Origin of the sequence: Nocardia sp. CDC160 (genome assembly GCF_035818795.1) — a bacterium.
In the GTDB taxonomy this organism is placed as follows: Bacteria; Actinomycetota; Actinomycetes; order Mycobacteriales; family Mycobacteriaceae; genus Nocardia.
The window spans coordinates 1,142,542-1,167,871 of record NZ_JAYKYT010000002.1; the positions used below are offsets into that span (position 1 = coordinate 1,142,542).

Below are 25,330 nucleotides of genomic sequence, written 5' to 3' on the forward strand. Positions count from 1 at the left end.
GCATTGTTTCGGCAATTTTCGAAATTACTCGCGCGTAGGTTCGGTCCTTGGGGGCATTCTGGAGAGCAGATCAGGAATCTCCGCAGGTCGAGGGAGGTAACAATGGTTAAGGTGACGGCCATCGAGCCGAATGGGGAGCATTGGCATCCGCATCCCGGTGATGCGATCGAAGATCCTGGCGAAGGCCCAGCACTGGTCATGTGCCTGCTCGGGATCGCGACGCTGGGAATGACCCTGACCGCGGCCGCGTCCGGCTACCAGGGCTGGGCGATAACCGGCGCGATCGCGACTGTGGTGCTTATTGTTTCGGGTCTGCTGATGATCCGGTTCGAGTATTTCCGGGAATTCCGCAAGGAGCAGCGGGCCGGACGGCACGGGCACAATCCCTTGGTCGCCGCGGAATACCGGCCACGACAGATCAGCTCGTGGCAGGCGCGCCGCGGAGTCCAATCGCCGTAACCCACCCCGCGACGGCGCGGCTAGTCGTTGGTCGCGACCGCGAGCAGCCCGAAGCGGCTGACCGCGGCGTGATTGTGGCCGTCCACGCTGGTGATGACCACCTCGGCCGGGTTGGTCAGGGCAATGCAGCAGAAGGTGCCGCCGTCGGGATGGATGGTGAGCGAGAGGAACCGGCGGCCATTGGTGCGCTGCCACTCGTCGAGGTCGGCGTACAGCCCTCGCATGGAGGCGTTTTCGAAATAGACGAGGTTGTGCTTGTTCACGTCGGACATGCTTCGATAGTGCCCGGCCGGGTGGGGTCGGTGTGGCCGGAACGGGCTCAGTCGATGCTGTAGGACTGGCGGGAGAGGCGGAAGCGGTGGCCGCCGCCGGAGCATTCGACGTAGTCGACGGTGCTCAGGCAGGTGTAGCCGCCGACGGTGACGCGGTGGCCGTAGTCGAGGACGCCCGGGGTGGTGCCGACCAAACGGTCGTTGTGGCAGGGGAATTGGACGCCAGTGCTGTCCATGATCAGGCGGTCGCCGTAGGCGGAGTGCGGGCAGTCGCGGCCGGGCGGGTTCGCGTAGTCGTGGGCGGAGATTTCGCACCCGGCCAGAGTCGGGGTGACCAGGCACTCGATATTGCCGGACGGCGACGCGAACGACACCTCGTCGGTTGTCGGATCCGCCTGGGCGACAGCGCAACTCAGTGCGGGCACGGTGATCAGGGCCGTGGCGGCGGTAAGGATTCGGATCGAGAACTGCATGGTGGACTCCCCCGTTCGACTGACTTTTCCATAGATCGCCGAGGGATTCGGATCCGCTAACGCGCACCGCGAAACCCCGGTCGCGCCCTCATCGACACGACCGGGGTTCAACCCACGCGGTTACTTCGTGGGAGCCGGGGTGAAGGGCTCGTTGATGGTCGAGAACTTCATTTTGGGGGGGATACGTTCTAACCTGGGGTTATGCCGCTAAATCCGAAGGATTTCCCAGATCTGGAAGCCTCGATTTATGGTCGAAACTCCCAGGACAAAAACAAGGGGTTGTCGGTCCCTCAGCAGGTTCGGTGGGGCTGCGATGAATGCGCGCGGTTCGGGTGGTCGGTCGCGCACAAGATCACTGATACCGATATCGGCGCGACCCGGCACACCGTCAAACAACGGCCCGGCTACCAGCAGTTGGTGGCCGCGCTGCGGGAACCGAGCGCGAGTGGCCGCCAGCGAGTGTTGGTGACCCGATCGTCGTCGCGGGCGAACCGGCAACTGCTCGACTTCGCGATACTGCGCGAGATGTGCGCGAGGTTGGGGGTGTTCTGGTATTCGGGCGGACAGCTCTACGACCTGAACAATCCGACGGACCGTCGGATCCTGGCGCAGGAAGCGGTCGACAACGAGTACGGGCCCGAACAGAACCGCTTCGATTCGATGCAGCAGCTGCACCAGAACTTCCTCGACGGCAAGCCCCACAGCCGAGAAGCGTTCGGCTACATGATCGTCTACAAGCGTGGGCGGTCGGTCGGGCGAGTACCGGATCCTGACAAGGCCCCGATCGTCGCGGAGATGGCACGGCGAGCGTTGTCGGCGGTATCCACAAACGGCATCGCACGATGGCTGACCAGCGATAAGGTGCTGATCCCAAGCGTGGACCTGGCGCTGCCGTGCCGGAAGTGTTCGGTAACCGAGGGACGCAAGGTACTCAAGTCCGTAGATCGGCGGACGTGCCCGTGCGATAAGAGCTGGCGGACCCGGTGGGACCACGTGATGGTCCGCAAAGTGCTGACAAACCCGACCATAGCGGGGCTGCGTGCACATAAGAACCGTGAGACCGGCGAGGTGGAAACCGTTCCCGCGACGTGGAAAGCCATCGTGCCCCTTGACGATTTCATGCAGCTGGCCGAGCTGTTCGCTCAACCCAGCCGGATGGTGGCAGGCCAGCAGGGCAGTGCGCCGAAATGGCTGCTGTCGGGCATCCCGACCTGCGGGGCGTGTGGCGGGGTGGTGCGTTCTCGCTCGGGTGGGCGCAAACGGGCACGGATGTACGAATGCGAAAACTTCTGTGTCTCTCGGCTGGCTGACCCGATCGACGATCTGGTCGAGGAGGCGGTGCTGCAGCGGTTGGAGGACCCGGATCTGCTCGTCGCGCTCGCACGCACCGACGCCCAGGCAGAGGCCGCGCAGGCCGAGGCCAAGCGGTTGCGTGGTGAGTACGACAAATGGGTGCGCGAGGCGATCGCCGCGGAGCTCGCGCCAGCGGAGATCAGGCAGTACAAGGACCGCAAGCTTCCCTCGATCAAAGCCGCCGAAGCCCGCGCGCAGGCAGCCTTGCCCATGCCGCACGTCGTTGAGGCCGCCGGGCCACAGGCCCGCGCGAAGTGGCACGATCCGATGATCACTCCGCTTGAGGCAAAGCGGAACATCATCCGGTCACTGCTGTCGATAACGATCCAACCAGCGGGGAAGCGCCAAGGGTACGGAGCCCCCGCCAGCCTCGATAAAGTCCAAGTCCAGCGCCTAGTCGCTTGAACAGCTCTAGACGGTCGGGGCCTCGTCAGTAGCGTCGGCGGCATAGCCGCCGTTCCACCAGTGCCGCAGCACCGCAAGTTGGGTATCGGTCAGCGGCCCTGACAGCCGCTGGCGGACATCAGCCAGCCACGCCAGCTCCTCTGCGGTCCACTTCCGTCGTCGGTGTACCCGATCGGAATCGCCGACAGGGGTCGCACGGTTGCAGCGCGGCTGATCGTGGCGTGACGCGCCAGCCATGGGCCGCCCGCTAGGCGATGCCGCGCCCGTATGGATGGTGCGTGGCGGGGGTGTTTTGCGGATGGTCATCGGTCGCTCCCCGAAGACGCAGGGCGATCACAGAGGATCCTGACACCCGTGCACTGCATCCAGACCCCCGTTTTGCGACATGGGATCCAAGGATTTCGCTCCGAGTCGCTCGTTGAAGTTGGGCGGCGGGCGCCTCCGGAGCGGGCGTCGAGTTGGCGAATCTTGACACCAATGCGGGGCGGGCTGTCAATGATGTGTGCGACGGTCGGTTCGGTGCGTGTTCCGTGCAGACCAGATCCTGTGAGCTTCACCAGCTCGTCCAGCTACGCGGTGGACGGAAATCGGTTCGGGTGTCAGTAAATACACAACCGGAGTAGTGGGGAACGCACATGAACAACGAGAATTCGTGCCCGATCTGCGAGCGAGTCGACGCGATACAGAGCATGCCCGCGATCGCTGCGACCGGCACCGCCACCACGCAAGGAACGAGCACATATATGGGCGTAGGAATCGGTCTGTCAGGCGGCGTTGTGCCTGTCATTGGGTCGGCAACGTCCACTAGCGCTCAAACCAGCGCGCTCGCCGCAGCCACCAGACCTGCGCCCTCCCCCAGTTCCGTTACAGGCCCAGCAGTCTGCGGGGCCCTGTTGCTGATAGTCACGTTGATCATGGTTGCTATTGCTGTAGCCGCTGCGACCCATCTGCAACCCTCGACCGCGCAGGCCACGTCACCGATGAGTACCCTGCTCATGCTCGGTAGCGTCTTGTCGCTGCCCTTCGCGCTCCCGTCTCTGGCTGCTTTCGTGGTGCTCGCACGCCGATCCCGTGACAATGCGCGCATCGCGCGCGGACTGCCCGCCGCAACTGCGCTGTGGGAAGCGGGCTTTTACTGCCACCGTTGCGGGGTGTGCTACTGGCCGCACTCGTATGAAACCGGAGTCGATGCTCGGCGGCCCTTCTCCCCGAGTCAGTTCCAGCAGATCGTTTGGAATGCAGGCGGTTTCGGATTCAGCCAGTCCGATCGATCCGGAAGCTGACGCTCGCACCCCGGGACTTGAACTCCGCCACCGGCAGTCTAGAGGAAGACCGATGCCTGAAATCGAGTCTTACAGATGTGCGCTACCCAATACTTGGGGCATCATCTGTCTTAGTCGAACGATAAGCGAAGTAGGCGATCTGCCTGCATTCTCTGCGCTTAGCCGGTTATTTATATATTTGCCGCGCTGACTTCTTGTGGCCTCGATCATTCGGTCTGGCGACGCCAGCTCCGAGTTCGGCGTTGGGGCTGGTCCGTACGCGGCGATTTGTTCAGACCAGTCGGTGACATCTGTGAGACTGCTCGATCGTTCCACTGGTTCGGCAAGAGAGAAGACATGGCCCGGCGTAAGAATCAAGAGTCTGATCGCAGTTTGACGAATTGCCCGAGTTGCGGCGTAGACCTTGGATCGGTACTAAGCGAACAACACCTCGCCCCAATCAGAGACGAGATTCGCCGCGATCTTGAGAAGCAATTCGAATCGGATCTCGACGGCAAGTTGGCCGCGAAAGAGCTTGAGATCGCAAGCAAGACTTCCGAACTCGCCGAGCGCGCAAAGAAGGATGAGCAGACTCGGGGATCGTTGGAGGCTGCGCTCAAGGAACTGGCGCAGATGCGCACGGAGCGAGATGGCGTCGACATCGAGATCGAAAAGGCTCGACTGGCCGGCGCGGACGAGGCGCGTCTGCAGCTTGAGGAGAAGCTTGAAGCGCGACTAGGTTTGGCCGAAAAGCGCGGTAAAGACCAGGCCATGGCAGAGCTCCATGCCCAACACAACCTGGACAAGCAGCACGCCGCTGCAAAGATCGATTCGCTGGCGGCGCTGTGCGGTCAGCTGGAAGCCCAGGTCGCAGCTGGGGTGCAGGATCGCGAGGAGCTGGTCCGCAACGCCACCACCCAAGCCGAAACGGCAGCAGCCGAAAAGATCGCGACCCTGACCGCATTGTGCGGTCGACTGGAAGCCCAAGTGGCAGCCGGGGTACAGGATCGCGAGGAGCTGGTCCGCAACGCCACCACCCAAGCCGAAACGGCAGCAGCCGAAAAGATCGCGACCCTGACCGCATTGTGCGGTCGACTGGAAGCCCAAGTGGCAGCCGGGGTACAGGATCGCGAGGAGCTGGTCCGCAACGCCACCACCCAAGCCGAAACGGCAGCAGCCGAAAAGTTCACGGCACTGCGCGCTCAGATGGCCGAACAGGCTGCCGCTGCGCAGGACGCTCGCGAATCTTCCGAGAACCAACTGCGGGATCTGCTCAGGGAATCCGAGGACAGCAACGCTCGGCTGCGGATCGAAAAGGCCAGTTTGCGAGATCAGTACGAGGATGAGGTACGCGAAGCCGCAATCAAACTTGCTGAGGACACCACACGCAAGGAACGCGCACGTGTCGAGGCGAAAGCAGCAGCCACGATCCAAGATCTGAAAAATCAGCTGACCTCGGTGAATGCCGAGCTCCAAAAGGTTTCCCAGCATAGCTACGCGCTCGGGATCCGCCGATTGCCCGAGGGAGTGATTCGTCAGGAACTGTTCGCCGACGAGCTGCGCAAGCGCTGGCCTCAAGACGACATCGTCGTCGTTCGCCGTGGCCAGAAGGGTGCCGATGTCCATCAGACGGTTGTAGAGAACGGGCAGGTCTGCGGCCTCATCGTGTGGGAGTGCAAGGCCACCAAGACCTACAGCAAGGCATGGATCCCGAAGCTGATCCAGGACCGCGACGAGAAGCGCGCACGAATCGCAGTGCTGGTCACCGAAGCAATGCCGACTGTCCCGACGATCGAAGGATCAGGTTGGATCGACGGGATTCTGGTGTGCGACTTCGAAACCGCCGTCCATATCGCGGGACCCTTCCGTCAGATGGTCGCGACGACCAGGCAGCATGAGCTGACCGACGCGGCGCGAGGCGACCGGACACCGGAACGCGTGTTCACCTACGTTAACGGTAACGAGTTCATGTACTGCCTGGAAAAGATCGTCAAGCTGGCCCAGATAGCACGTGAGGACATGGATCGGTTCCGTCGCGAGTTCAACCGGCTCAACGCGAAGATGGACGCGGCCCAGCAGGAGATCATCGACACCATCTGCACCATTGCCGGGCGTTTCGAAGCGGCCGGAACCGTTGTGCCACCGCAGCTGCGCGGGGAACTTCCCTCCGGCGAACGGCTCGCCCTGCCCCCGGGTGATGACACTGATCTGTGATGCTCTGGCAGGTGATCGTGTTCGGGACGCCAGGTTCTCCGCCGGGTGTCCCGCACGCCACCCAAACGTGGCATGAGACGGGCTGCGAGAATGGGAAGCGGCCGAGATGATGCTCCCCGCGAGGCTTTGCCCGCGGTCGTCTCGGGACCCGCATCGAGGCCGGATGTGCGACGCGCCGACTTCAGGCTTTGCCGACGCCGGACACCGGGGATCGGCTGTGCCGATTCTCTGACCTTGCTATGTCCGAGCGCACCCCATGACGGTGCGTCAGCTGGGTGCGCGTCAACCTCGTTAGGAGCACATCATGGGAAAGAGCAGCCCGATGGACCGCGAGTCTGCCGACAGGATCGCCGCAGCTGCTGAGCGAGATCCGCAATCCGACACCGCGACAAGCGGATTCGATGACCGTGCTGATGCGGCAGCCAGCCGCAATGAGCAGGACGACGAGTAACTGACGGCGGGTGGTGGTGAAATCTCACCACCACCCGCTGGTCTCTCCGTTCTTGCTGGACGACACGCGGCGACACGGTTGTGAAAGCTCGGAGCGGAACTTGTAGCGGCGCTGGGCTATCCGAAGCTGCCGTGGGTCAGGCCAGACTGCTGATCTCGTCGAGCGCAGCTCGCGCGGTGCCGAGAAACTCCTTCTGTTGATCCAAGTAGGTCCAACCGGCTGACTCGGCGGCGGCTGCTGCTACAGGGCGGGTCTGGCTGGCGGGAGTCTGTGCGATTTCTCGTACTTCGTGGATGACCGTGGCAAGGGCATCGATCAATCGCTGTGCCGCTTGGGCGACCTCGGCGGGTCCTTCGAGCATCACCTTGTATGAGATGTGCTCGGCGTGCTTGAAGTGCTGGCGAATCTCGGCCAGGCGAGCCTGGTCTGCTGGTATCGGTTCGGTGCTCGCCAACAGTTCTCGGAAGTACTGCTGGTTAGCTCTATCTGCGGTATTCGCTGCTTCGATCAGATCAAGGTAGGCGGCTTGGCGATGTTCTCGCCGCCATCGTAGGTGCTCGATTTGTAGCTCCCGGACTTGATTGTCCCGCTGGATAAGGTCCTGTCGGGTTTGCTGTCGCTCGATCGCGGCCGGCCGACGAGTCTCCGTCCGTGCTCCGATATATGCAGTCAAGGTCACACCGAGCACCGTTCCCAGGACCCCGACTCCGGCTACGAGAACGCTGATCATCGCTGCCCCCAATCACGTTGATTCACAAGCCTGATCACCATAATGCGCGCACCACTATCACCGAGCTTCTTGAATTTCCTTGCTGCGATGCGGCGCGATCAGCGCTGAACATACAGCGCTACCACCGGTGACGAGCCAGCTCATGATGGTCCGCCTGTGCTGGCCGTCTACCGGTACGAGAGCGCCGATGAAATGACTGTGGCGAGGAGCATGCCGATAGCCAGCAACAGGAGCCAGGTGGCCTGTCGGAGCCTTCGGTAGCGAAATAGGTGCAGGTGAGAGTGACGCCAGAGCTCGTCCAAGGCTCCGCGGAGCTGCTGCTCGGGCGATTGGTCGACCACTGCTGCCCGGAACTCTTCGAAGGTTGGCCACTCCCGGCTGATCCGGGACAGGCTATAGAGGGTCGAGGCGGCGGTGCGCGGTTGACTGAACCGCCGTTCGGAACTCCTCAGCATCACCAGGGCCTGGGTCGCGAACACGACGGAGCCCCCGACCAGGACGAGCGCACATACTGCGGGCCCGAAAACCCAAATGCTCAGCGGCTTAGAGCCTTTCAGTGAGAAGGCAAGCGCGGTCCCTGCGACGACCAGCGTGTTGGCGCTCAGAACCGCACCGGCACGTGTCGAAACGGCAGCTCGTTGTGCGTCTTCCCTCGCGAGGTGCCAATGGACCGCTTCAAGGCTCAGTCCGCGACGGTTGCCGTTGTTACCCCCCGGATTCATGTCTCGATTGTCGCCGAGAGTTCGACCTTCCGAGCGTTTCAACGGCCGGCCGAAGATGAGCTCGGGGTGGAACCTGAAGGAGCGCAGCCTCGTCCAAGGATATGTGTACGAGAGTATTGATCGACAAGCGCTCATTGACGCCGGTCTTGATCCGGAGGATCCCGAGGTTTGGGAGCAGCAACGCCGGATCAGTGACATCCTCCGCTGTTTTGGCATCTGGTTGCAGAGCTGACAGCTTCTGCCGTGATCGCCGTCGGGTAGCCGTCGGCGCGGCAAGGACGATGACAACCATGGAGCGTGTGAGGCGGTGCTCATCCGCCTAGCGGTCCGATGATCTTTTGCTGCACTTCACAATGCATTGCGAGGCAAACCGGACAGCCTTGCCTGTTTCGGGGTGCTGGCGATTCGCCAGTACCTATTCTGCTGGTGTGATGTCTCCTACGCGATGGACGATGACGTGGCAGGGCGCGACAGTGGGCGGGATGGAGTGCGGCGACCGAGACGGCTTTCCGGTGCTGGCATTTCACGGGGCACCTGGCTGTCATGTCGAGGGGGTCGCCTTCGCTGATATCCCCGCGGCCGAGGTCGGGGTGCACTTAATCGCGATCGATCGGCCTGGCATGGGCATGTCGGAGCTGGCCTCGCGTGAGCAGGTTGTTGACTTCGCCGAGACTTCGGCGGCGATCGCCGACCGGTTCCATTTCGACCGGTTCGGTGTGTTGGGTGCTTCTGCTGGTGGTCCGTACGCGTTGGCGGCTGCGTGCCAGATGCCCGACCGGGTGAGTAAGGCAATCGCCGTCAGCTCGGTAGCCCCGTTCGACACCCCGTCCGCGACAAAGGGTTCCGGTGACGTGAAACCCGCTGCAGGACTGCTGATCTTGCGCCGGTTTCCGTGGCTGGCGCGCCCGGTGTCAGCGCGGCTGGCGAAGGTGGTGCGCACGCAGCGTGGACTGGATGCGATGATCAAGAAGATGTCCCCAGCCGATCGTGCTCGAGTCGAGAAAGATGGTCGGCTGCGAGATCAGCTCGGAGAGAACATCAATACCGCCTTCGCCACGGGCACTCGCGGAGTCGCGCGCGATTTCCAGCTACTGTTCGCCCGACCGTGGGGGTTCGATCCCGCCGATATCACTGTGCCCGTTGATATTTGGCACGGTGACGCAGACGGCAATGTCCCGGTGCAGGACGGCCGCCGATTGGCCGACACCATCCCCGACAGCAAGTATGAAGAGGTGCCCGGCGCAGGACATCTTCTGTTCGTCGATCACGCCCACGCGATCCTGCGCTCGTTCTGCGACTAGAGCCGCGCACCAAAGCGCGGATCACGGCGGGGCGATGGCGCACGTCGGCCAGCCGAGCTGGCTCGCCAGGCCCGTCACCTGCCAGATCCGTTCTCAGTCTCGGGGGTGAGTGATGTCGTAGCAGACGTCGCAGCCCTTGATCGGTGGGGGCGGGTTGGGGCTGGGGGTGATGTCGAGGATCGCTTGGGGGCGGCCGTCCGAGGACGGGATACGAGTCCAGGCTCCGGTGACCTCGATCCAGTCGTCGGTTGGGGTGAACCGGACTCGAACGGTGATGAGGGCACGGTCTCGGGCACCGGTGGCGAGTTCTTGACAGGTGAGCGCGACTCGGTTGCGGCCGTCGAGGTCGTAGAGGGGGTGGTGGTGTCGCCATCCGGCCAACGGGCTGTGTTCCTCGGCGAGCCATTCGTGCACGAAAGCGCTCTTGAGGTCCACCAACGCTAGGGCGTGGCCTGGGAAGATCGGCACGGCGCGCAGCGCAGCTACAGCTATGTCGGTGTCATGGCTGGTACTGGTGGCGCTGGTATCGCAGATCACCGCACGTACGCGGCGCTTGTCTCCCGTCCCCACCGCGCGGGCGGTGATGTGAAACTGGTGGTGTGTTCCGTCCTCGTAGCGTTTGGCGGCGGTGCCGACCCAGTGGTCAGCCGGAGCCCCGACGAAGGTGAACATGTCCAGGAACTCCGCGCGGGGCTCCCACCGGTCGAAGCTGGCCAGCAGTTCCGGGACGGTGCGCCCGCCGGGCAGTTCGTTGGGCGGGCGCAGCAGGTACTCGGCGGCCGGGTTGGTGGTGAGCAGACCGGACGGCGTCCATTCGACCGTGCCGACAATCGGGGGTTTGGGCAGCGGTTCGAGCAGGCCCGCCGAAAACAAGGAGATGGCGAAGATGTCGTCTGAGGCCGGTCCGCGCACCGGGATGGCCGAGACTCTGAATACTCGGTCCTGGCTGTCGGTGGAGGCTTTGTAATTGTTGCCCCCGTTGTCGAGGCATTCGCCCACGAGATCTTCGACGAGGTTGCGGGGAAGGCTGGCTCGTGCCAGCTTCGAAAACGCACGAGGCTCTTCGTCATTGAGGATCAGTGTCGCGTCATCGCGGTTGCCGGTCAGGGTCTCGATCACGACCCAGCCCCGCGTCGCGGTACCTTGTTTCGGCGAGCGCGCTACCCCTGAGCGAGGTAGGTCGGTACGCCCTTGTTTCTCGTGACCTGCGGCCGGCACGGATGAGGGTCGTGCCGCGGAGAGATGGCGCTTCTTACCCGGTTTGGGCTTGTTGTCGCCGGAATCGCCGGGAGAACGCTGTGGACTGGCCATGATCACTCGACCCCTTCTCCGCACCGACCTCCCCTGCCACCGGAGAAACAGCTTCCCGGTGTTTCGGTACTGCGGCGCGGTTCGCGTCGAACCGTTTGGAGCCCATGGCCATCGGACTGTAATTCCCGAGTCTAGTCCGCTAATAGCCAGCATCAGGCAAATCCGGCACCACAAATTGTGAATCGTGAAAACCATTACGCGACCGGCCGAACCCGCGCCGCCTCGCCATAGGGCTGCATCTCGGTCGAAAACCGGCAGCCCTGGACACCTGCGGCAATAACGTCGACCTTGCAGCAACAGAGCGGAATCTCAGAGCTACGAGGCATCCGCGGCCTCGATCGCTTGCCTGGTCAGAGACCGATATCTACTGCGAGTGTTGCGCAGGTCACACTCCAGGGATATCGTGAGAGGACTTCGGGCAACGAGCAATATTCGAGTTACACCCGCAGGGGCAGATTCGAGAACTCGGCGGCCGAAGAAGATAACCTGATCGTCCTTTTCTCGAACGTTTCGTTCGGGTAGAGGCGACGTTTCCCACAGTCTGCGGTGGCAGCTGCTGGATGAGCGCATCGGTCCTGCGCCTTTGTCCTTCCGGACGGGGTCAGACCGAGCGCGATTCGTTCAATTCATGAATTCATCAACTCCCGTGCTGTGCGCTGGCCAGTTCCTCGGCGCGCGTCGATGACGCGTGCGCTGTGGGCCGACACATGCGCTGATGATGTCGCGCGGGCTCAATCCGGAGGTGTGCAATGAGCTGGTCGATGCGTAAGCGTTCGAAGTCGGTGCAGGCGCAAGCGTTGGTGGCTGCGACCCGCGAGGCTGCTGATTCTGTTGCAGCGGTAGGCATTTGGGTGGTTTGGCTGTACGAGGGTCACGTCCTCGAGTGTGAGTGGACCACCCATCTGGATGCCGAGATCGCCGGGCGTGTGCGATCAGGAGCCGACACGGCGGTCGTGATCGCGGTCGCCCCAATTCGCATGGAAGCGCCGGTCGACGGACGAGTCGAGGTGCTGTGTGAATACCTGGGCACCAAGGGGATTCGCGTCCACGCGGTACATGTTCGAGCGTTGCGGGAAGGCGAGTTGTGGACCTCGTTGCGGGGGCGGGCGCTGGCCGGTGTGGTGCCTGCGGTCACGCGGCCCGCGCCGACACGGTCCCATCGTGCACGCGTGCCACATCGCCGCCCACAGACGGTCGGTGCCCGGCCACGTCTGTTGATCACGGTCTGCGCAGTGACGGCCACGTTGTTGTGCGGCCCGTACGCGGCGGGAGCCCCGCCGGTCGGGCAGCCCGGACTGATCTCCGATCCGCCTTCGGCCGGGCAGCCCGGAGTGAGCGCAGCTCCGCGCCCGGCCGCGCCGGCCACCTCGAACGGCAAAGGACCCTCGGCCAACACCACTTCCCCTGCCGCCATCGAGGCCATTGCTCAGCCTTCGACATCGACTCCGCCTTCCTCAGAGCCTGTGTCGGGCGCTTCGCCGTCGCTACCAGTTCACGGACCTTCGGCTCCTGCGCAGACCGTGCGTGTACCTGACGGTCCGGGCTATACCGAGATCGCAGCGCCGCCTGCTGATGTGGTGCGGGTCGGCGCGGTGAGCATCGCGCGCCCGGAGTGGATGCCCGAGCCGATCGCGGCTCACGAACTGCAGTGGAACGACTATCTCACCGACCAAGCCGCGACCGCCCTCGATCAGAGCGGCCTGCAGATTCCGGGTGCCGACCAGATTCTGGGCACCGACGGCGGCGAGGGCGTACCCCAGCCGAACGAGCTGACTTGGATGCAGCAGGCCGCGCTCGATCCGCAAGCGTTGATACCGGTCGCCGCCGACGTAGCCGACACCCTGATCAATACGGTCGCCGCGCACGTGGACCCCGATCCGTGGCAGCCGCTGACGCAATCGCCGGTGTGGGACAAGGACGGCCTGTCATGAGCATCGACATCGACGATCCCGACATGCCGGAGATCATCCTCGACACCGAACCACACTCGCCTACAACCGGTTTGGCTCACTGGTTCGCCGTTGATGCCGGAAGTCCCGATAGCCATTGCGGGGCCGAGGAACCGAGGCAGACCAGATTGCCCCTCTTACCCAGCGGTCGCCCTTCCCGCCTTGTGGTGCTAGCCAGCTCAGGGGCAGTACTCGCCGCCTCGATCTTGGGGGTTGCCGCATTGTCCGACCACGGTCGAGCCCACGAGTCAGGTTCTGGGAGTTCGCCCTCGGCGGCGGTGTGGCAGTCGCCCTCGGTGTCCGGTCTGGTGAATAGCGGCAACGCTGCCGGATGCGTATCGGCCGCCCGCGAGCGTCAGCTCGCCGCGCTGGTGGCCGGGCCGCGCGGAGTACATGCCGAGGGCGGGGCTGCGGCGATCGAACTGTTTGAGGCCGCCTACTATCTCGCCCGCGACGCCCACTGGGCGCGGGAGATGGTGGCCGACGCAGCTGCCATTCCGCAGGCCCCGGAAATCCAGGCCGGGATCGACTCGATCCCGGCGGCGACGACCTACTGCGCGCACATCACCGCACTCGACCACGGCCTCTTCGCGGTCGAGGTGGCTGAAACGCGCACAGACGGCACCAAGAACCTGTGGCGGCAACGCATCTCGACCGACGAGGCCAACCACAGCACGCTGATCACCGCCATCACGCCACTGTGAGAACCGCGATCGGCCAGAACTGCTGTCCAGCAATGAATCTCGAAACAACCATATACGTAGGAAAGGGGTGGTGAGGATGTTGATCGCAGTCGCAGGACTCGCACCGGGATCGGGCGCGACCACGACCGCCCTCGCGATCGCCGCGCTGTGGCCGGGCCCCGAACGGGCGATCATGCTCGAAGCCGATATACGTGGCGGCATCCTCGCCGAGCGTTGCGGCGGAGATCCCCAGCGGGGGCTGGCCAGCCTCACCGCGGCGGCCGGCGAGACCGGCACCCTCACCGCTACCGACCTCGAAGCACATTTGCAACACCACCCCAGCGGCGTCGCGTACCTGGCCGCCCCCACCGCACCCGAGGAAGTCGCCGAGGCGCTCACCAGGCCGATTTCCTGCGATCGCGCACTGGTACGGGAGTCGGTCGTGATCGCAGACTGCGGCCTGGTCCGCACCGACTCGGCAGCAGCACCGCTGCTCACCCACGCCGCCCTCCTGCTCCTGGTGGTTCGCACCGGCGATCTCGCTGCACTACGCAGCGCCGAGGGGTTGAAGTCCCGCTACCCTCGCGCGGTCGTTGTGTTGGTGGGCGACCCGCGCCCGGTGCCCGCGGACGTTTCTGCCGAGGTGGTCGGCTGCCTCCCATACGACGAATCGGCCGCCTCGGCCCTTCTCTACGGCCTGATCCCGCTGGGCCGCAACAGTATCGCCGCAACTCGTCCTCTCGCCGTCAACGTGCGTGCCCGCATTGCGGCTCCGGTCGCTCGCGTGTGGAGTCCCTGGCGGCGCGCAGGCCGACTCCGCTTCCCCCGCGACCAGATACCCCGGGTCTACTCGGTCAACCATGCCGCTGTCGGCCGTGTCGAGTCTCGACCGGTTACTCCTCGGCCGCATCCGCCGGTACCAGCTCCGATCGTCGCGCCGGTGCCTACCGCCTCGGCCACCGAGCTGCCCGGATGCTCCGAAACCCTTGTTGCGCAGTCGAATGCGGTTCTTGCGCCCTGCGCCACGCTTACGCGAGAAGCAGACGATCCGGCCCCCACGGTAACGGTCGCGCTGTTCGGGCCGCTGCGTGTGACGTGGCGGGCCTCCTGCGCCGCTGCTGATCGACCCGGTGAGGGGGCGGAGGTCATCGTCCGGTTGCAGCGGCGCAGTCGCGAGTTGCTGGCGCTGCTGGCCCTACACCCGGCTGGGCTGACCCGCGCGCAGCTGATCGACACCCTGTGGAGCCACCAATGCCCACACCGGCCGACCAACGCACTACACACCGCACTCGGCCGCATCCGCGCCGCCTTCGCCACCGCCAGCGCAGGCACCGCAGGCCAGATCGTGCTCTGCGATTCGGGCCGCTACCGCCTTGACCCCAAGCGCGTCACCATCGACTACACCGCCTTCACCGACGCTCTCACCAGCCACCGCCACGCAGTGACCGAAGCCGACCGCCGCGCCGCCTGCGAGCACATCATCGGCCTGGCCGCGGCCGGGATACTGGCCGCCGACCTTGAGGCCGACTGGCTCGAACCGATCCGACAGCACGCCCGTCGCGAAGCCCTGGCCGCGGTAGGGGCGCTCGCGCAGATCCTCGTCACCAACGATCCGCACGCCACACTGCATCTGCTCGGCACCGCCATGGGCATCGATCCTCACAACGAGGACCTCTACCGCGACATGATGCGTCTGCACGCCCGACTCGGCGAACACCATGCCATCGCCGACACCCTGGCCCTGCTCACCCGACGGCTCGCCGATATCGGCGAAAAGCCCAGCCGAGAAACCCGCGACCTCGCACGCCAGCTACACACATCCAAGACCCGAATGCGCGCCATCAAGAATCGATGAGACGCAGTTCGCTCATCAAGGCGAAATAAATACAAAACGGCCGGATATGAAGGTTTGTTGCAGAACAGCGGCCATGGCTATCGATGGCGTTCCGGTCCACGCTGGTTCGTTAAGAATGCGACCTGAAGTTCGTTGCTTTCGTCGCGTTATTCGTGCCGATGAGCTATCGAGTTAAGTTGAACTATATTCAACATTCTGCGGGCCTATAATTCAACAGCATTGGAATTTCTATGCACATCAAGAATAGCGTTCTCTGTGAGGATTTACGTCTTTCGGTTCGCAACCTGAAGTCATGCGTCGAGATGTGTAGCGCACGACGCATGTAGCTGTTGGGGTTGGGGCAGGATTTGGATATTCAACCGCATGAAGCTCTGATGTCCGGCGAATTCAATTGGATGAGTGCTCGGGGTGGTTTTCGGGGTGTTGTTGGGTGTCCTGGTCGGGGTGTTCGTCAAGTCGCCACCCCTGCACCCTCGCGTATCCCCTGGTAGGTAGCCTTTTTCTTGTCACCGTCTCGACCAGGGTCCCTACCCCCGGTAGGAGGATGAATACATCAGGCGGGCGGCCTGCGGCTGTTTCGCGCTCCCGCTCGGGCGTCTATCGGGGCTATCCATAGTGCAGATAGGCCGAACCTGTCGGCCTATCATGCCGCGCCTGTTTGCTTAGCGCTTAGCTCTCGCCTCCTTGCAACCTCGACCCTACGCCGGCCGCAAGTTGCATTCCATTCCTTGCTTGCCTTGTTCGGGGCCCTGACCTGCGAAGATTGGGTGAAAAAGTTGTCCAGATCGGTTGTGTTTCGCGGTCGAGCAGAGCTAGCTTCGAATGGCACGCCGGGGAAATCAAACCCCATCGAATTCGAATTCCGGCCCCGCCCGATACGTGCAGCGGCCCGAATTAGATCAATCCGAAAAGGAGTCCCGAAATGACTACGAACACCACCCCGCGATTGGCCAACGGCGAACTCCGGCGCATGGTTGCCGAAACGCTGGCCAACAATTCCGGCACCGAATACAGCCCCCGCGATATCGCGAAGATCACCGGCCGTTCCAGTGGCGCGATCGGTAACGCCCTCGATGTCCTGGTGCGCAACGGCAACGCCGAACAGACCCAGTCCGCGCCCCGCCGCTACCGCGCCACCGCCGCCACGGCCGCCGCCACGGCACCGGCACCGGCCGCCTCGCCGCGCCGCCGGACCCAGACCGCCGCGCCCGTCACTGCGCGCGTAGCGGCCCCGCGCCCGGTCACCCCGCCCCACCGCATCACCGCTGCCCGGCACGCCGTCACCCCGGCCTTCGCCACCGCGAAGCTCACCCTGGCGCACACCGCCTTCGCCCTGGTGCTCACCGCCGCCGCCCTGGTGCTGATCACCGCCGCCACCGTGCGCACGGTCACCCGCGCCTTCGCCTTCGCCAAGGCCATCCTGACCCGTCCCGTCACCCCGGCCGGGCCGGTCAGCCCGGCGCGGCCCGCGCCGGTTGCCGCACCCGCCGCCATCGAACCCACGCCCCGTGCGATCCCCACCCCCGCCCCGGCCGACGCGGGCACCACCCCGGCCGCCCCCGACACCACACCGGAACCGGCGAACCCCGCCCCGGTGACCGCGCCCGAACCTGCCGCCCCCGCACAGGCCGACGCCCCCATCGAGGCCACCGCGCCCACCGCCGAGAAGCCGAAGGCCGCCGCCCGCAAGAAGGCAGCCCCGGCCCGTGCCGCTAGCACGAAGGCGACCGCCGACACGGCCAAGCCTGCCGCAGCGAAGGCCACGGGCGCGGCCAAGACGGCCAAGGCACCCAGCACGGGCAAGGCCGCGAAGGCGACCAGCGCGGCCAAGACCGGCAGCACAGCCAAGGCCCCAGCAACCCATAAGGCGCAGCCCGCCGCCAAAAACACCAAGGCGGCTGACGCGCCCGACACCATCACGCCCGCACGGGCACGCCGTACCCGCACCACAAACGCCGCCGCCTGATCTACCCGGGATGGGCGCGCGCCGACTGGCGCGCGCCCATCCCGCACCTGTAACCCCTACCAGCACATACGAATCGAGGCAGACGACACGACCAGCCGCCCGGTGCCGCAACACCGCCGCCAAGCCGAACCTGCCCCCACGTCACCCTCCGACGTCCGACACCGCGATCGCGGCGGGAGTGTTCGGCTTGGCGGCGGCATCGGCGCACGATCGGCACGAGACCGCCCCAGCCCGCCTATTTCCAGCACGCCCCCTACCTACTCCGGGCGGGCATGTGGCCCCGTTCCCGCGACGCACACCGCTGCCGCTCTGCGCGCTCCCTACCTGTAGGCACGGGATCTGCGCGGCCGGGATGCCGCCGCAATCGTCGCCGAAGCCCGCGCCGCGAAACGTGCCCGGTCATGAGGTGGGGGTGCTCGGTAGACGGGCACCACAACCTGGCGCGGCGGCGAACCGGCACCGCCGCGCAGCCGGGCCGAACCGGGTAGAAATGCCAAACAGCGGCGCGGGGTAGGAGATTCGGATCTCCTACCCCGCGCCGCTGTTGTTGCGATCAGGCCCCCACACGGCCCGCTGGTCGGCGGCCGGTGTTCGGTACTGGCGGTGCCGCCCGTCCGGCGCACCGCGCGCACCGGGCGGGCGGCCCCGGCCCGGCCCGGCCTACCGTACTGGCGCACTGGCCGTATTCCGTTGGTGCACTATTCGGTTGGGCGTCGCTGTGAGCACGGAGGGGAAGCGGTCCAAACCTGGCCGGTGAATGTGCCCTCGCCGAGCGCCATCCGAGATCGCCCGCTAGCTTCAGTCAACTAGAGTGCGCGCTCATGCCGAATGCAGTGCGATCGAGGGTGATCTTGCCGGAGGCTGCTAGATAGTGTGTATTCGTGCCCAAGATCGATCTCCGCGCCTCTGATCACAGCGATGCTCCGGCCGTTCTCGCGTTCTGGAGTAGGGCCGCTGAAGACGCTCATCGACCGGCGGACTCCACCGCAGCGATCGAAGCGCTGATCGACCGCGACCCCGAAGCACTGATCCTTGCCATTGACCTCGAAGGCGTCGATGGTCACGAACTTGTCGGCACGGTGATCGCGGGCTGGGACGGGTGGCGTTGCCACATCTACCGCCTTGCCGTCGCGCCCGATCGCCGCCGCAGCGGTATCGGACGACTGCTGATCCAAGCCGCTGAACAACGATTCACACGGGTCGGCGGATCCCGAGTCGACGCAATGGTGCTCGACGACAACGAACTCGGACACAGCGCATGGAGAGCGAACGGGTATGCGCCGCAAGCTGAATGGTCACGATGGGTGAAGCCGCTCCAGCCCTCACCGGGGTCATAACGGCTGGCGCAACTCCCTGGTGAATACGATCCGCGCCTGTTCCGGCCCGTTGTAGTCCTCGACGAGCCGGACCTCGAATCCGAGGCTCCGATGAAAGGCGATAGAACCTGAATTGCCAGGTGAGGTAATAGCTTTGAGCTGCGCCGCGCCCTGTTCGCCTGCTGCTGCCGCGAACTCGGCGTAGAGGCGGCGGCCCAGACCGGTACCTCGGGTATCATCGCGCGTTGCGATCAGATGGACATAGGCGACGCGTGCCGGGGTGACGAATCCCAGGAGGTATCCGCGGATGCCGTCGTCTGCCACTGCGACCAGACTGGTCTCAGGAAACTCGTGCACCAGAGCAGGCAGGTGCAGCGAGCGCAGATCCCGCTCGCCCCAGTAGCGAGCGTGGTTCTCGAGTACCTCACGCAGGTCCCGCGCGGTCGCTTGCCTGAATGTCTCGCTCAAGTGCCCGAATTCACTCATTCGAGGATGCTTGCATCTCTCTGGCCGCACCTCTACCGAGAATGATATGAACGCACTCAATTGCCGCGAGGCGCGCGGTTCGAAGCGGCCACTCGGCAGGGCCGAAGATCAACTCGCCGAGGCGATCTCGCCCGGGCCGAACGCACTGAACTGCCGAGTTTCGTGCCTATGTGGTCAACGAAAGATCAACGGCCCGAGGCAATGACGAGGCACAGTGGCCATTCACGCCTGCGATCACCAGTGCTGGGTCACCAGGGGACGGTGCCGACGGCGTCGGTGTAGGTGCCGGTGGGTCCCTTGGCGGGGATGGTGGCCGCCGCGACGATAGGGGCTACGCCCTCCTCGACGGTCAGCACGCCGGTGTGGTGGTTGAAATCGGTGGAGACGTAGCCGGGATCGACAGCGTTGATGCGCAGTTTCGGGAAGGATTTCGCGTATTGGACGGTCAGCATCGCCACCGCGGTCTTGGACGTGTTGTAGGCGATGTTGACGATGCGGGACTCGATGCGGCCCGGGTCGGTGGCGCGGGCGAACGAGCCCAATCCGCTGGCGACGTTGACGATCACTCCGGACTTGCTGCGCTGCAACAGCGGCAGGAACGCGTGGATCGTGCGCACCATGCCGACAACATTGGTGTCGAGGACCTCGGTCACGTCCGCGCCGGTCACCTTCGCCGGTGAACGGTCTCGACCGGCGATACCGGCGTTGTTGATCAGCACATCGATGTGGCCCTGCTCGGCCTTGACCTGTTCGGCCGCCGCGTCCACGCTGGCCTCGTCGGTCACGTCGATCAGCAGCGGGATCCCTCCCAGCTCCTGGGCGGCGCGGTCGGCGTTGGCTTTGTTGCGGGCACTGACATAGACGGTGTGCCCGGCCGCGATCAGCTGGCGGGCGGTTTCGTAGCCGAGTCCCTTGTTGGCCCCGGTGATCACCGTGATCGTCATGACTGTCGTCCTCTCTAATGGGTCTTGCCCTGGAATGGGAGAGCTACGAGAAGCACCGTATGAACCAGCTAGGACAGTAACCGCCCTAGCCCACGGCCTGAGCGATGTCGCCCTCGACACACCCGAACACACTCAATTGCCGCATAGTGCGCGGCTTCGGGCCTACCGAATGTCGGTAGGCCCGAAGCCGCGTCTTTGGTGTTCCGCCTATTTAGTGTGGTCGATCTGGGCGATGAGCCAATCGAGCACAGTGGGCAGGTAGGTGTCGTAGCCGGTCTGGTGGACACCGGAGGTGTAGAAGCGCGCCGCGTCACTGCCCTGGCGTGCCAGATCAGAGAGCACGCCGCTGGTGTCGGGGTTGCTCGTCAGCGCCGAAGCCAGCGACGAACCAGAGCCGCTGGTGCCGGTCAGGGCTTGTGCGGCGGTGGCGGCGAGGTCGGCCGCGACGGGCACCATGCCGACCAGCTCGACCCCCGCGCCCAGGACGTCGCCCCCGGCGAGCTTTTCGGTTGCGCGCCAGACGATCTCCTGTGCAGAACCGATATCGGTCGCGACGCGAGAGAGGTCGGTGCGTGCCAGGATTGTGACGATCTGTGCTGCGATCGCCGTGGTACCGGAGGAGTCCATCGGTGCGGCCAACTCCAAGGCACGGGCGACGAGGCCGAGGTCGGCCTTGTCGGCGAGCCCTACGAGCGGGCTGAAGGCGGTGTTGATCTCGCCGGAGAGTCGGTGTGCCTCGGGGATATTGCCAGCGAGGACTGCTGCGGGCAGCGCACCGAGGTCACCCAGGAGAGTCGGCACGCCCGAGGCGAACGAGGCGAGTCCGCCAGCCACGACGACTACCTGCTGGGCGACGGTCGCCGCGTCGAGGTCACCACCGGAGGTGCTGCTCACCGCGGGCGTGGTGTCTTGTCCTTCGCCAGTGAAGGCGCGTCCGAGTGCGCTCCATGCCGGCGACGATTGATCCGAGGTCGCGCAGTAGAGGTCCCCGGAAGCGCACACGGTACGGACTCGATCGGCGAGCGAGCCGAATCCTTGTGTGCGCGGCCCGGATACGCCTTGCCCGTCGGTGCTGGTGCCCAGTTGTGCGGTCGCCGAGTCGCGGCGGGGGTCGGCGATCAGCGCGACGGCCGCGACCCGGGAGGCCGTGATCGTGGAGGAGCCGGTGCCGATGGACGAGGCGACATCGCCTGCGATGTCGGCGCCCTGAGAGTAACCGGCGAGCACGACTCGGGTCTGGGCGCACAGCCCGCCGAGTAGACTCGAAAGTGCCTGCACGCCTGCGGATTGCGAGCTGGAGTAGGGGGCTGCGGCGGCGGGGTAGGGCAGATAGCGGACGTCGACGTCGCCGCCGTAGCGGGCGGCCAGGCCGTTGCCCACGGTGGCCAGCAGGCCCACGGGTTGGGCGGGGTTGGCGGTGGTGTTGGTTTCGCCGGTACCGGGGACCAGGATCGCGGTGACCGGTGCACACGCCGCGGTGGCGGTGGCGGTGCCGGTTGCGATGGCGGCGGCGGTCGCGGTGGCCGCTAGCAGGCCCGTGACGATGGCGGCGGCGGTGATTCGCGCCGGTGCCCGCCCGCGACGGCGGGGCGGTGCGGCGGGGCGTGTGGAGCGGGAGCGGTGGGTACGCATGGGCTTTGCCTCCGAAGAAGTCGAACCGTGCGCGGGGCCGGATGGCCCTCGCGCACGGGAACTGCTTCTGCGGGGGTGTTTTTCGACATCGAGAAGCGAAGATTTTTCGCGGCGTCTCCGCGCGCCCGGACAGGGCGGACGGGCAGGTGCCCGGTGGCCCGGACATGGGGTCCGGGCCGCCGGGCACCAGGGGGCGCGGCTAGTTCGCCTGCTCGGCGTCCTGGGCGGCCTTCTGGTCGGGGTGCAGCTTGAACTTGTGGGGGCGTTCGCAGGTCTCGACCGCGATGCCTTTGCCGACCAGGGAGAACAGGGCGTTGACGATCGCGCCGGAGGAGCGGTTGATCTCCTTGGAGATCTGGCCGGGGGTGGCCTCCTGGTCGGGGTGCTCGCGCAGCCAGTCCTCGACCATCCCGCGCAGCGCGCCGGGCTGCGTGCCTTGGGACTTCTTCACCTTCTGCCCGCAGGTCGGGCACACGCCGGGCGTAGGCGCGGGGGCGTCCTCGGCCGGAGCCGGAGCCGCCGCGTCGGCAGCCTGCTCGTCGGCCCGTCCCGGCGCGGGGGCGGCCGATACGGCCGGGGGTTCGGCGTCGGCGACCAGCGCCCGGTCGATCTCGGGCTCGGTTACGGCTTCGGCCGCCGGAGCGGGTGCGGTGTCGGCGGCGGGCGGTGCGGGTTCCTCGGGGGCGGCGATCTCGGTTGTGCCGGAGTCGGTTTCGCCGCCTGCCTCGGCGGTCTCGGTCTCCGCGGCCATCCATCGGAACATGGAATCGGTGCCGGTGTTGTCGCGGGTGACGAGCCCGTCGGCGAGCCATCCGGCCAGGATCTTGCGGGCGCTGGTCTTGGCGACCGCGCTTGCCTGGGCCAGCTCGTTGGTGGTGGAGCCGGGTTTGGTGGCCAGAGCCGTCCACAGGGCGTCTTCGGACGCGGTGCGGGTGGTGCCGGACGCGGGCGTGGTGGTGTTGGTGGACATGACGGTCCCCTTTCTGAAAACGGTTCGAAAACGGGAAAAGCGGTGTCATGTCCCGGCCGGGACGTATCGCCCCGCCCGGTGCGCTGCCGGGGTTCGCGGGGTGACACGACCATGGACGCTCCGTACATGCGGTGATGTCAAGCGGAATTCGAAACAAGACGGATGTACGGGATTGCAGCGCAGCGTATTCGGCGCATTCCGCCCCGGCGTATTCCGCTCGGACGGCAATTACGAATTGCCCCGGCATCCTATTTCGTGCGGATCGCATGACCGCCGGAGCGGCGGTTCGGGAATCGGCTGGCTATTTTCCGGAGGTGTGTTATTCGCCTCGGCGGCGGCGTTCCCAGGGAAGTCGTTCGCAGAAAAGGTGATCGGCTCGCCATTGGTCGACGCATTCGGCACAGAGGGTGTCTTCGTGTGTACACGAGTTGGGGGTGGCAAGAGGGATCTCGACTTGTTCGATACAGGGGCTGAACATTCGTGCTCCCGGCGTGAGGTAGCTGTAGTCCGCGAGCGCACTGAGCGTCTTGCGATTGCGTTTCGGCATCGGCCGCGACCTTTCGAAGAGTATTGTCCTGGCCAGGAATTCACTGGGCGCGCTCACCGGAGCCTGCACTGGATACGGTGAGTGGCGAGGTCGCGCCGAAATAGTCATCGCCTGAATAGTGCAAATCCTGCACGCGCACAGGCACACCGAAGGTGGGAGCGTTGACGATCTTCCCGCCCCCGAGATACAGGCCAACATGGTGGATGTAGTCGGCGGTGCCGTAGAAGACGAGATCACCTGGACTCAAAGCACTTTCAGGGATGACCGGTCCCGCATGGTACTGGTCGGCGGCGGTGCGAGGTAGCGCTACGTCAACGGCGGCGTAGGCGGCTTTGGTGAGCCCGGAGCAGTCCCAGCCGCCGTTGACCTGGGGGCCGTCGCCGCCCCACACGTAGGGCTGCCCGAGCTGGGCGCAGGCGAACGCCAGCACGAGCGAGGCGCGGTCGTTGCCGTGCGTGTTGTCGCAATCGCCTGTGCCGGTGGGGGCTTGGCTGCGGTAGGTGGCGGCGTGGTCGAGGACTTCTTTCACGTACCAGTCGGCGTGGTTGTAGGTGAAGATCGCCGAGTACACATCGGCGGGGGCGCCGGAGTCGCAGAGGTAGTAGGCGGCGGCGTAGACCGCGTCGACGGGGTTGTATCGCGTCGGTGGATTCGCGCCGTCGGCGGGCATCGGGTGACGGGAGGCCACGGAATCGAAAGTCGGAGCGAGGAATTGCATCGGTCCGGCGGCTCCGGCGAAGTTCTCCCCGGAACTTACTCCCGGCAGGCTGGAGCGGCCGTGGTCGGTCTCGACTTTGCCGATGCCGGCCAGGACACTCCAGTCCAACCCCGGACAAGCGGCTGCTGCCCGCTGATAGAGCACCAGCATGGTGGGTGGGATGTCGGAGACGGCCTCTTGGCTCGGTGCGCTCCCGGCGCCAACGCTGGGCGCGGGGGTGGTGGTGTGACTGGCGACCGTGACGGTGGTAACCACGGCGGCGATCACGACGGAGGTGAACACCACGCTCACTCCGCCCGCGGCGAGCGCCCGCCCGAGCATTACCGATCACCTGCTTGCGCCGGGGGTAGCGGTGGCGGTGGGGCCAACACCGCGTGACGGCTCGCCGGTGGGGTCGGTACGGTCGCGGGCGCGGGGGTCATGCGTGGCCAGCGGGCGGCGAGCTGCTCGAGGCGGACGCGTTCGCCGCCGGTGGTCTCCAGTGGCAGCCAGACTCGCTGGGCGGGGCTTGCGTGGGTGGGGCTGAGGAGATCGGCGGCGGCGGTGGCGACCGGTACTGCCTCGGGGTCGGCGAGCCCGGTCCAGATGTCGTGCAATGCTTTTCGGGCGTGTACTTCCCGGGCTGTGGTGGGCACCCAGAACAGGACGGGCGTGACGACGGCGCTGGTACGGGCGAGTTCGGCGTAGCCGTGCAGTTTCGCCGCGACGGTGGCCAAAGCCATACTGCCGAGGTCGAATTCGAGGAAGAAGTCGAGCGCGGTCTCACCGCGGACGTAGCGACCGTATCCGTCGGGTCGAGTCAGATCTCCCCAGAGGGCGCGGCATCGGTGCTCCGACCACCACGCCAGCAGTGCGCCGTCGTCGGCGCCGCAGCGGGTGGCGAGGGTGGTGAACCACTCGACGACGCCGAGAGTGTGGGCCAGGTGCAGGCTGTGGGCGATCGCGAGCGCACGGTCGGGCCGGTACCCGAGGTCGTGGACCTCCACCCCGGCCTCGGCGGCCAGGACTGCGGCTCCTGCGGGGCCGAGAACCCAGTGGGCGGGCGCGCTACCGGTGGTGCGCAGGGGCCGGAATTTCTCGAGCGCGCCGTAGTCGTGCAGCTGGGCCAGGCGGCGGCGGGCGAAGTTGACCGAGGAGAACGCCAGCGCGGTGAACTGGCCGGTGGTCAGCACACGGTGTTCGTGGCACATGCGCAGCATCCAGCGGTCGCGTTCGGTCAAACGCTCGGCGAGTTGAGCGTGGGCCATTGCCCGCGACGGATGCCGCAGTGCCGGTTGACGAGTCGGATCGGGAATCATCACGAAGCTCCTG

At 65.5% G+C, this 25,330-nt stretch carries 22 protein-coding genes; 10 read left to right on the forward strand and 12 right to left on the reverse strand.

Going from position 1 to position 25,330, the window contains the following annotated elements:
• The first annotated feature begins 102 nt into the window (after positions 1-102).
• Complete coding sequence (locus VMT40_RS12825) at positions 103-459, forward strand: hypothetical protein (protein ID WP_326358193.1); 357 nt, start codon at positions 103-105, stop codon at positions 457-459.
• A 20-nt stretch (positions 460-479) separates the two neighbouring features.
• On the opposite strand, the gene VMT40_RS12830 is transcribed toward VMT40_RS12825, so the two are convergent.
• Both VMT40_RS12830 and VMT40_RS12835 read right to left on the reverse strand, forming a co-directional pair.
• Positions 480-731, reverse strand: a complete 252-nt coding sequence (locus VMT40_RS12830) for a hypothetical protein (protein ID WP_326358194.1) — start codon at positions 729-731, stop codon at positions 480-482.
• Positions 732-778: 47 nt separating this feature from the next.
• A complete protein-coding gene (locus VMT40_RS12835) occupies positions 779-1,204 on the reverse strand; it encodes a hypothetical protein (RefSeq protein ID WP_326358195.1) in 426 nt (141 codons plus the stop codon).
• Between the two features lie 201 nt (positions 1,205-1,405).
• Here VMT40_RS12835 and VMT40_RS12840 point away from each other — a divergent pair, with 201 nt between their 5' ends.
• Entirely contained in the window at positions 1,406-2,962 is a 1,557-nt protein-coding gene (locus tag VMT40_RS12840) for a recombinase family protein (protein WP_326358196.1), read from the forward strand.
• 6 nt (positions 2,963-2,968) lie between these two features.
• Here VMT40_RS12840 and VMT40_RS12845 read toward each other — a convergent pair whose 3' ends face one another.
• Positions 2,969-3,199: a hypothetical protein gene (locus VMT40_RS12845; RefSeq protein ID WP_326358197.1), complete on the reverse strand. Its 231-nt coding sequence runs from the start codon at positions 3,197-3,199 to the stop codon at positions 2,969-2,971.
• 1,382 nt (positions 3,200-4,581) lie between these two features.
• Here VMT40_RS12845 and VMT40_RS12850 point away from each other — a divergent pair.
• Together VMT40_RS12850 and VMT40_RS12855 are read left to right on the forward strand one after the other, a co-directional pair.
• Positions 4,582-6,438, forward strand: coding sequence for a DUF2130 domain-containing protein (locus VMT40_RS12850; protein ID WP_326358198.1), 1,857 nt, complete (start codon positions 4,582-4,584; stop codon positions 6,436-6,438).
• Positions 6,439-6,742: 304 nt separating this feature from the next.
• A complete protein-coding gene (locus VMT40_RS12855; protein WP_326358199.1) occupies positions 6,743-6,889 on the forward strand; it encodes a hypothetical protein in 147 nt (48 codons plus the stop codon).
• A gap of 136 nt (positions 6,890-7,025) precedes the next feature.
• Here the strand turns inward: VMT40_RS12855 and VMT40_RS12860 are convergent, their stop codons facing one another.
• Together VMT40_RS12860 and VMT40_RS12865 are read right to left on the reverse strand one after the other, a co-directional pair.
• Complete coding sequence (locus VMT40_RS12860; RefSeq protein ID WP_326358200.1) at positions 7,026-7,568, reverse strand: hypothetical protein; 543 nt, start codon at positions 7,566-7,568, stop codon at positions 7,026-7,028.
• A gap of 218 nt (positions 7,569-7,786) precedes the next feature.
• The gene (locus VMT40_RS12865; protein WP_326358201.1) at positions 7,787-8,341 is read right to left on the reverse strand and encodes a hypothetical protein; all 555 of its coding nucleotides are present in this window, start codon (positions 8,339-8,341) and stop codon (positions 7,787-7,789) included.
• Positions 8,342-8,793: 452 nt separating this feature from the next.
• On the opposite strand from VMT40_RS12865, the gene VMT40_RS12870 reads away from it, so the two are divergent.
• Complete coding sequence (locus VMT40_RS12870) at positions 8,794-9,642, forward strand: alpha/beta fold hydrolase (RefSeq protein ID WP_326358202.1); 849 nt, start codon at positions 8,794-8,796, stop codon at positions 9,640-9,642.
• 93 nt (positions 9,643-9,735) lie between these two features.
• On the opposite strand, the gene VMT40_RS12875 is transcribed toward VMT40_RS12870, so the two are convergent.
• On the reverse strand, positions 9,736-10,761 hold the full coding sequence (locus VMT40_RS12875; protein WP_326358203.1) for a hypothetical protein: 1,026 nt from the start codon (positions 10,759-10,761) through the stop codon (positions 9,736-9,738).
• Positions 10,762-11,702: 941 nt separating this feature from the next.
• On the opposite strand from VMT40_RS12875, the gene VMT40_RS12880 reads away from it, so the two are divergent.
• The 5 genes from VMT40_RS12880 to VMT40_RS12900 all read left to right on the forward strand — a co-directional run bounded on the left by VMT40_RS12880 (position 11,703) and on the right by VMT40_RS12900 (position 18,743).
• Positions 11,703-12,884: a hypothetical protein gene (locus tag VMT40_RS12880; RefSeq protein WP_326358204.1), complete on the forward strand. Its 1,182-nt coding sequence runs from the start codon at positions 11,703-11,705 to the stop codon at positions 12,882-12,884.
• Positions 12,881-13,606 (forward strand): hypothetical protein, encoded by a 726-nt coding sequence (locus tag VMT40_RS12885; RefSeq protein WP_326358205.1) that lies wholly within the window; start codon positions 12,881-12,883, stop codon positions 13,604-13,606. The genes VMT40_RS12880 and VMT40_RS12885 overlap by 4 nt, the downstream gene beginning before the upstream one ends.
• Positions 13,607-13,682: 76 nt before the next feature.
• A complete protein-coding gene (locus VMT40_RS12890; RefSeq protein ID WP_326358206.1) occupies positions 13,683-15,440 on the forward strand; it encodes an AfsR/SARP family transcriptional regulator in 1,758 nt (585 codons plus the stop codon).
• 922 nt (positions 15,441-16,362) lie between these two features.
• On the forward strand, positions 16,363-17,406 hold the full coding sequence (locus VMT40_RS12895) for a hypothetical protein (protein WP_326358207.1): 1,044 nt from the start codon (positions 16,363-16,365) through the stop codon (positions 17,404-17,406).
• An 881-nt stretch (positions 17,407-18,287) separates the two neighbouring features.
• Positions 18,288-18,743, forward strand: a complete 456-nt coding sequence (locus tag VMT40_RS12900) for a GNAT family N-acetyltransferase (RefSeq protein ID WP_326358208.1) — start codon at positions 18,288-18,290, stop codon at positions 18,741-18,743.
• Here VMT40_RS12900 and VMT40_RS12905 read toward each other — a convergent pair.
• From VMT40_RS12905 to VMT40_RS12930, 6 genes are all read right to left on the reverse strand, one after another.
• Complete coding sequence (locus VMT40_RS12905) at positions 18,738-19,208, reverse strand: GNAT family N-acetyltransferase (RefSeq protein WP_326358209.1); 471 nt, start codon at positions 19,206-19,208, stop codon at positions 18,738-18,740. The two genes, VMT40_RS12900 and VMT40_RS12905, sit on opposite strands and share 6 nt — an antisense overlap.
• A 248-nt stretch (positions 19,209-19,456) precedes the next feature.
• Positions 19,457-20,152 carry an SDR family NAD(P)-dependent oxidoreductase gene (locus VMT40_RS12910; protein ID WP_326358210.1) on the reverse strand — a complete coding sequence of 232 codons (696 nt, stop codon included), beginning with the start codon at positions 20,150-20,152 and terminating at the stop codon, positions 19,457-19,459.
• Positions 20,153-20,359: 207 nt separating this feature from the next.
• Positions 20,360-21,784 carry a cutinase family protein gene (locus VMT40_RS12915; RefSeq protein WP_326358211.1) on the reverse strand — a complete coding sequence of 475 codons (1,425 nt, stop codon included), beginning with the start codon at positions 21,782-21,784 and terminating at the stop codon, positions 20,360-20,362.
• A 199-nt stretch (positions 21,785-21,983) separates the two neighbouring features.
• Entirely contained in the window at positions 21,984-22,754 is a 771-nt protein-coding gene (locus VMT40_RS12920) for a hypothetical protein (RefSeq protein WP_326358212.1), read from the reverse strand.
• A gap of 587 nt (positions 22,755-23,341) precedes the next feature.
• Positions 23,342-24,340: a C40 family peptidase gene (locus VMT40_RS12925; RefSeq protein WP_326358213.1), complete on the reverse strand. Its 999-nt coding sequence runs from the start codon at positions 24,338-24,340 to the stop codon at positions 23,342-23,344.
• Positions 24,340-25,317, reverse strand: a complete 978-nt coding sequence (locus VMT40_RS12930) for a replication-relaxation family protein (protein WP_326358214.1) — start codon at positions 25,315-25,317, stop codon at positions 24,340-24,342. Before VMT40_RS12930 ends, VMT40_RS12925 begins: the two co-directional genes overlap by 1 nt.
• Positions 25,318-25,330: the final 13 nt, after the last annotated feature.

What these genes read in the sequence shown, in the direction of transcription:
- VMT40_RS12895 (WP_326358207.1), top strand. Translation starts at nt 16,363, where the DNA reads ATGACTACGAACACCACCCCGCGATTGGCCAACGGCGAACTCCGGCGC.
- VMT40_RS12890 (WP_326358206.1), top strand. Translation starts at nt 13,683, where the DNA reads ATGTTGATCGCAGTCGCAGGACTCGCACCGGGATCGGGCGCGACCACG.
- VMT40_RS12865 (WP_326358201.1), bottom strand. Translation starts at nt 8,341, where the DNA reads ATGAATCCGGGGGGTAACAACGGCAACCGTCGCGGACTGAGCCTTGAA.
- VMT40_RS12915 (WP_326358211.1), bottom strand. Translation starts at nt 21,784, where the DNA reads ATGCGTACCCACCGCTCCCGCTCCACACGCCCCGCCGCACCGCCCCGC.
- VMT40_RS12920 (WP_326358212.1), bottom strand. Translation starts at nt 22,754, where the DNA reads ATGTCCACCAACACCACCACGCCCGCGTCCGGCACCACCCGCACCGCG.
- VMT40_RS12870 (WP_326358202.1), top strand. Translation starts at nt 8,794, where the DNA reads ATGACGTGGCAGGGCGCGACAGTGGGCGGGATGGAGTGCGGCGACCGA.
- VMT40_RS12830 (WP_326358194.1), bottom strand. Translation starts at nt 731, where the DNA reads ATGTCCGACGTGAACAAGCACAACCTCGTCTATTTCGAAAACGCCTCC.
- VMT40_RS12910 (WP_326358210.1), bottom strand. Translation starts at nt 20,152, where the DNA reads ATGACGATCACGGTGATCACCGGGGCCAACAAGGGACTCGGCTACGAA.
- VMT40_RS12925 (WP_326358213.1), bottom strand. Translation starts at nt 24,340, where the DNA reads ATGCTCGGGCGGGCGCTCGCCGCGGGCGGAGTGAGCGTGGTGTTCACC.
- VMT40_RS12855 (WP_326358199.1), top strand. Translation starts at nt 6,743, where the DNA reads ATGGGAAAGAGCAGCCCGATGGACCGCGAGTCTGCCGACAGGATCGCC.
- VMT40_RS12885 (WP_326358205.1), top strand. Translation starts at nt 12,881, where the DNA reads ATGAGCATCGACATCGACGATCCCGACATGCCGGAGATCATCCTCGAC.
- VMT40_RS12825 (WP_326358193.1), top strand. Translation starts at nt 103, where the DNA reads ATGGTTAAGGTGACGGCCATCGAGCCGAATGGGGAGCATTGGCATCCG.
- VMT40_RS12845 (WP_326358197.1), bottom strand. Translation starts at nt 3,199, where the DNA reads ATGGCTGGCGCGTCACGCCACGATCAGCCGCGCTGCAACCGTGCGACC.
- VMT40_RS12905 (WP_326358209.1), bottom strand. Translation starts at nt 19,208, where the DNA reads ATGAGTGAATTCGGGCACTTGAGCGAGACATTCAGGCAAGCGACCGCG.
- VMT40_RS12850 (WP_326358198.1), top strand. Translation starts at nt 4,582, where the DNA reads ATGGCCCGGCGTAAGAATCAAGAGTCTGATCGCAGTTTGACGAATTGC.
- VMT40_RS12840 (WP_326358196.1), top strand. Translation starts at nt 1,406, where the DNA reads ATGCCGCTAAATCCGAAGGATTTCCCAGATCTGGAAGCCTCGATTTAT.
- VMT40_RS12835 (WP_326358195.1), bottom strand. Translation starts at nt 1,204, where the DNA reads ATGCAGTTCTCGATCCGAATCCTTACCGCCGCCACGGCCCTGATCACC.
- VMT40_RS12880 (WP_326358204.1), top strand. Translation starts at nt 11,703, where the DNA reads ATGAGCTGGTCGATGCGTAAGCGTTCGAAGTCGGTGCAGGCGCAAGCG.
- VMT40_RS12930 (WP_326358214.1), bottom strand. Translation starts at nt 25,317, where the DNA reads ATGATTCCCGATCCGACTCGTCAACCGGCACTGCGGCATCCGTCGCGG.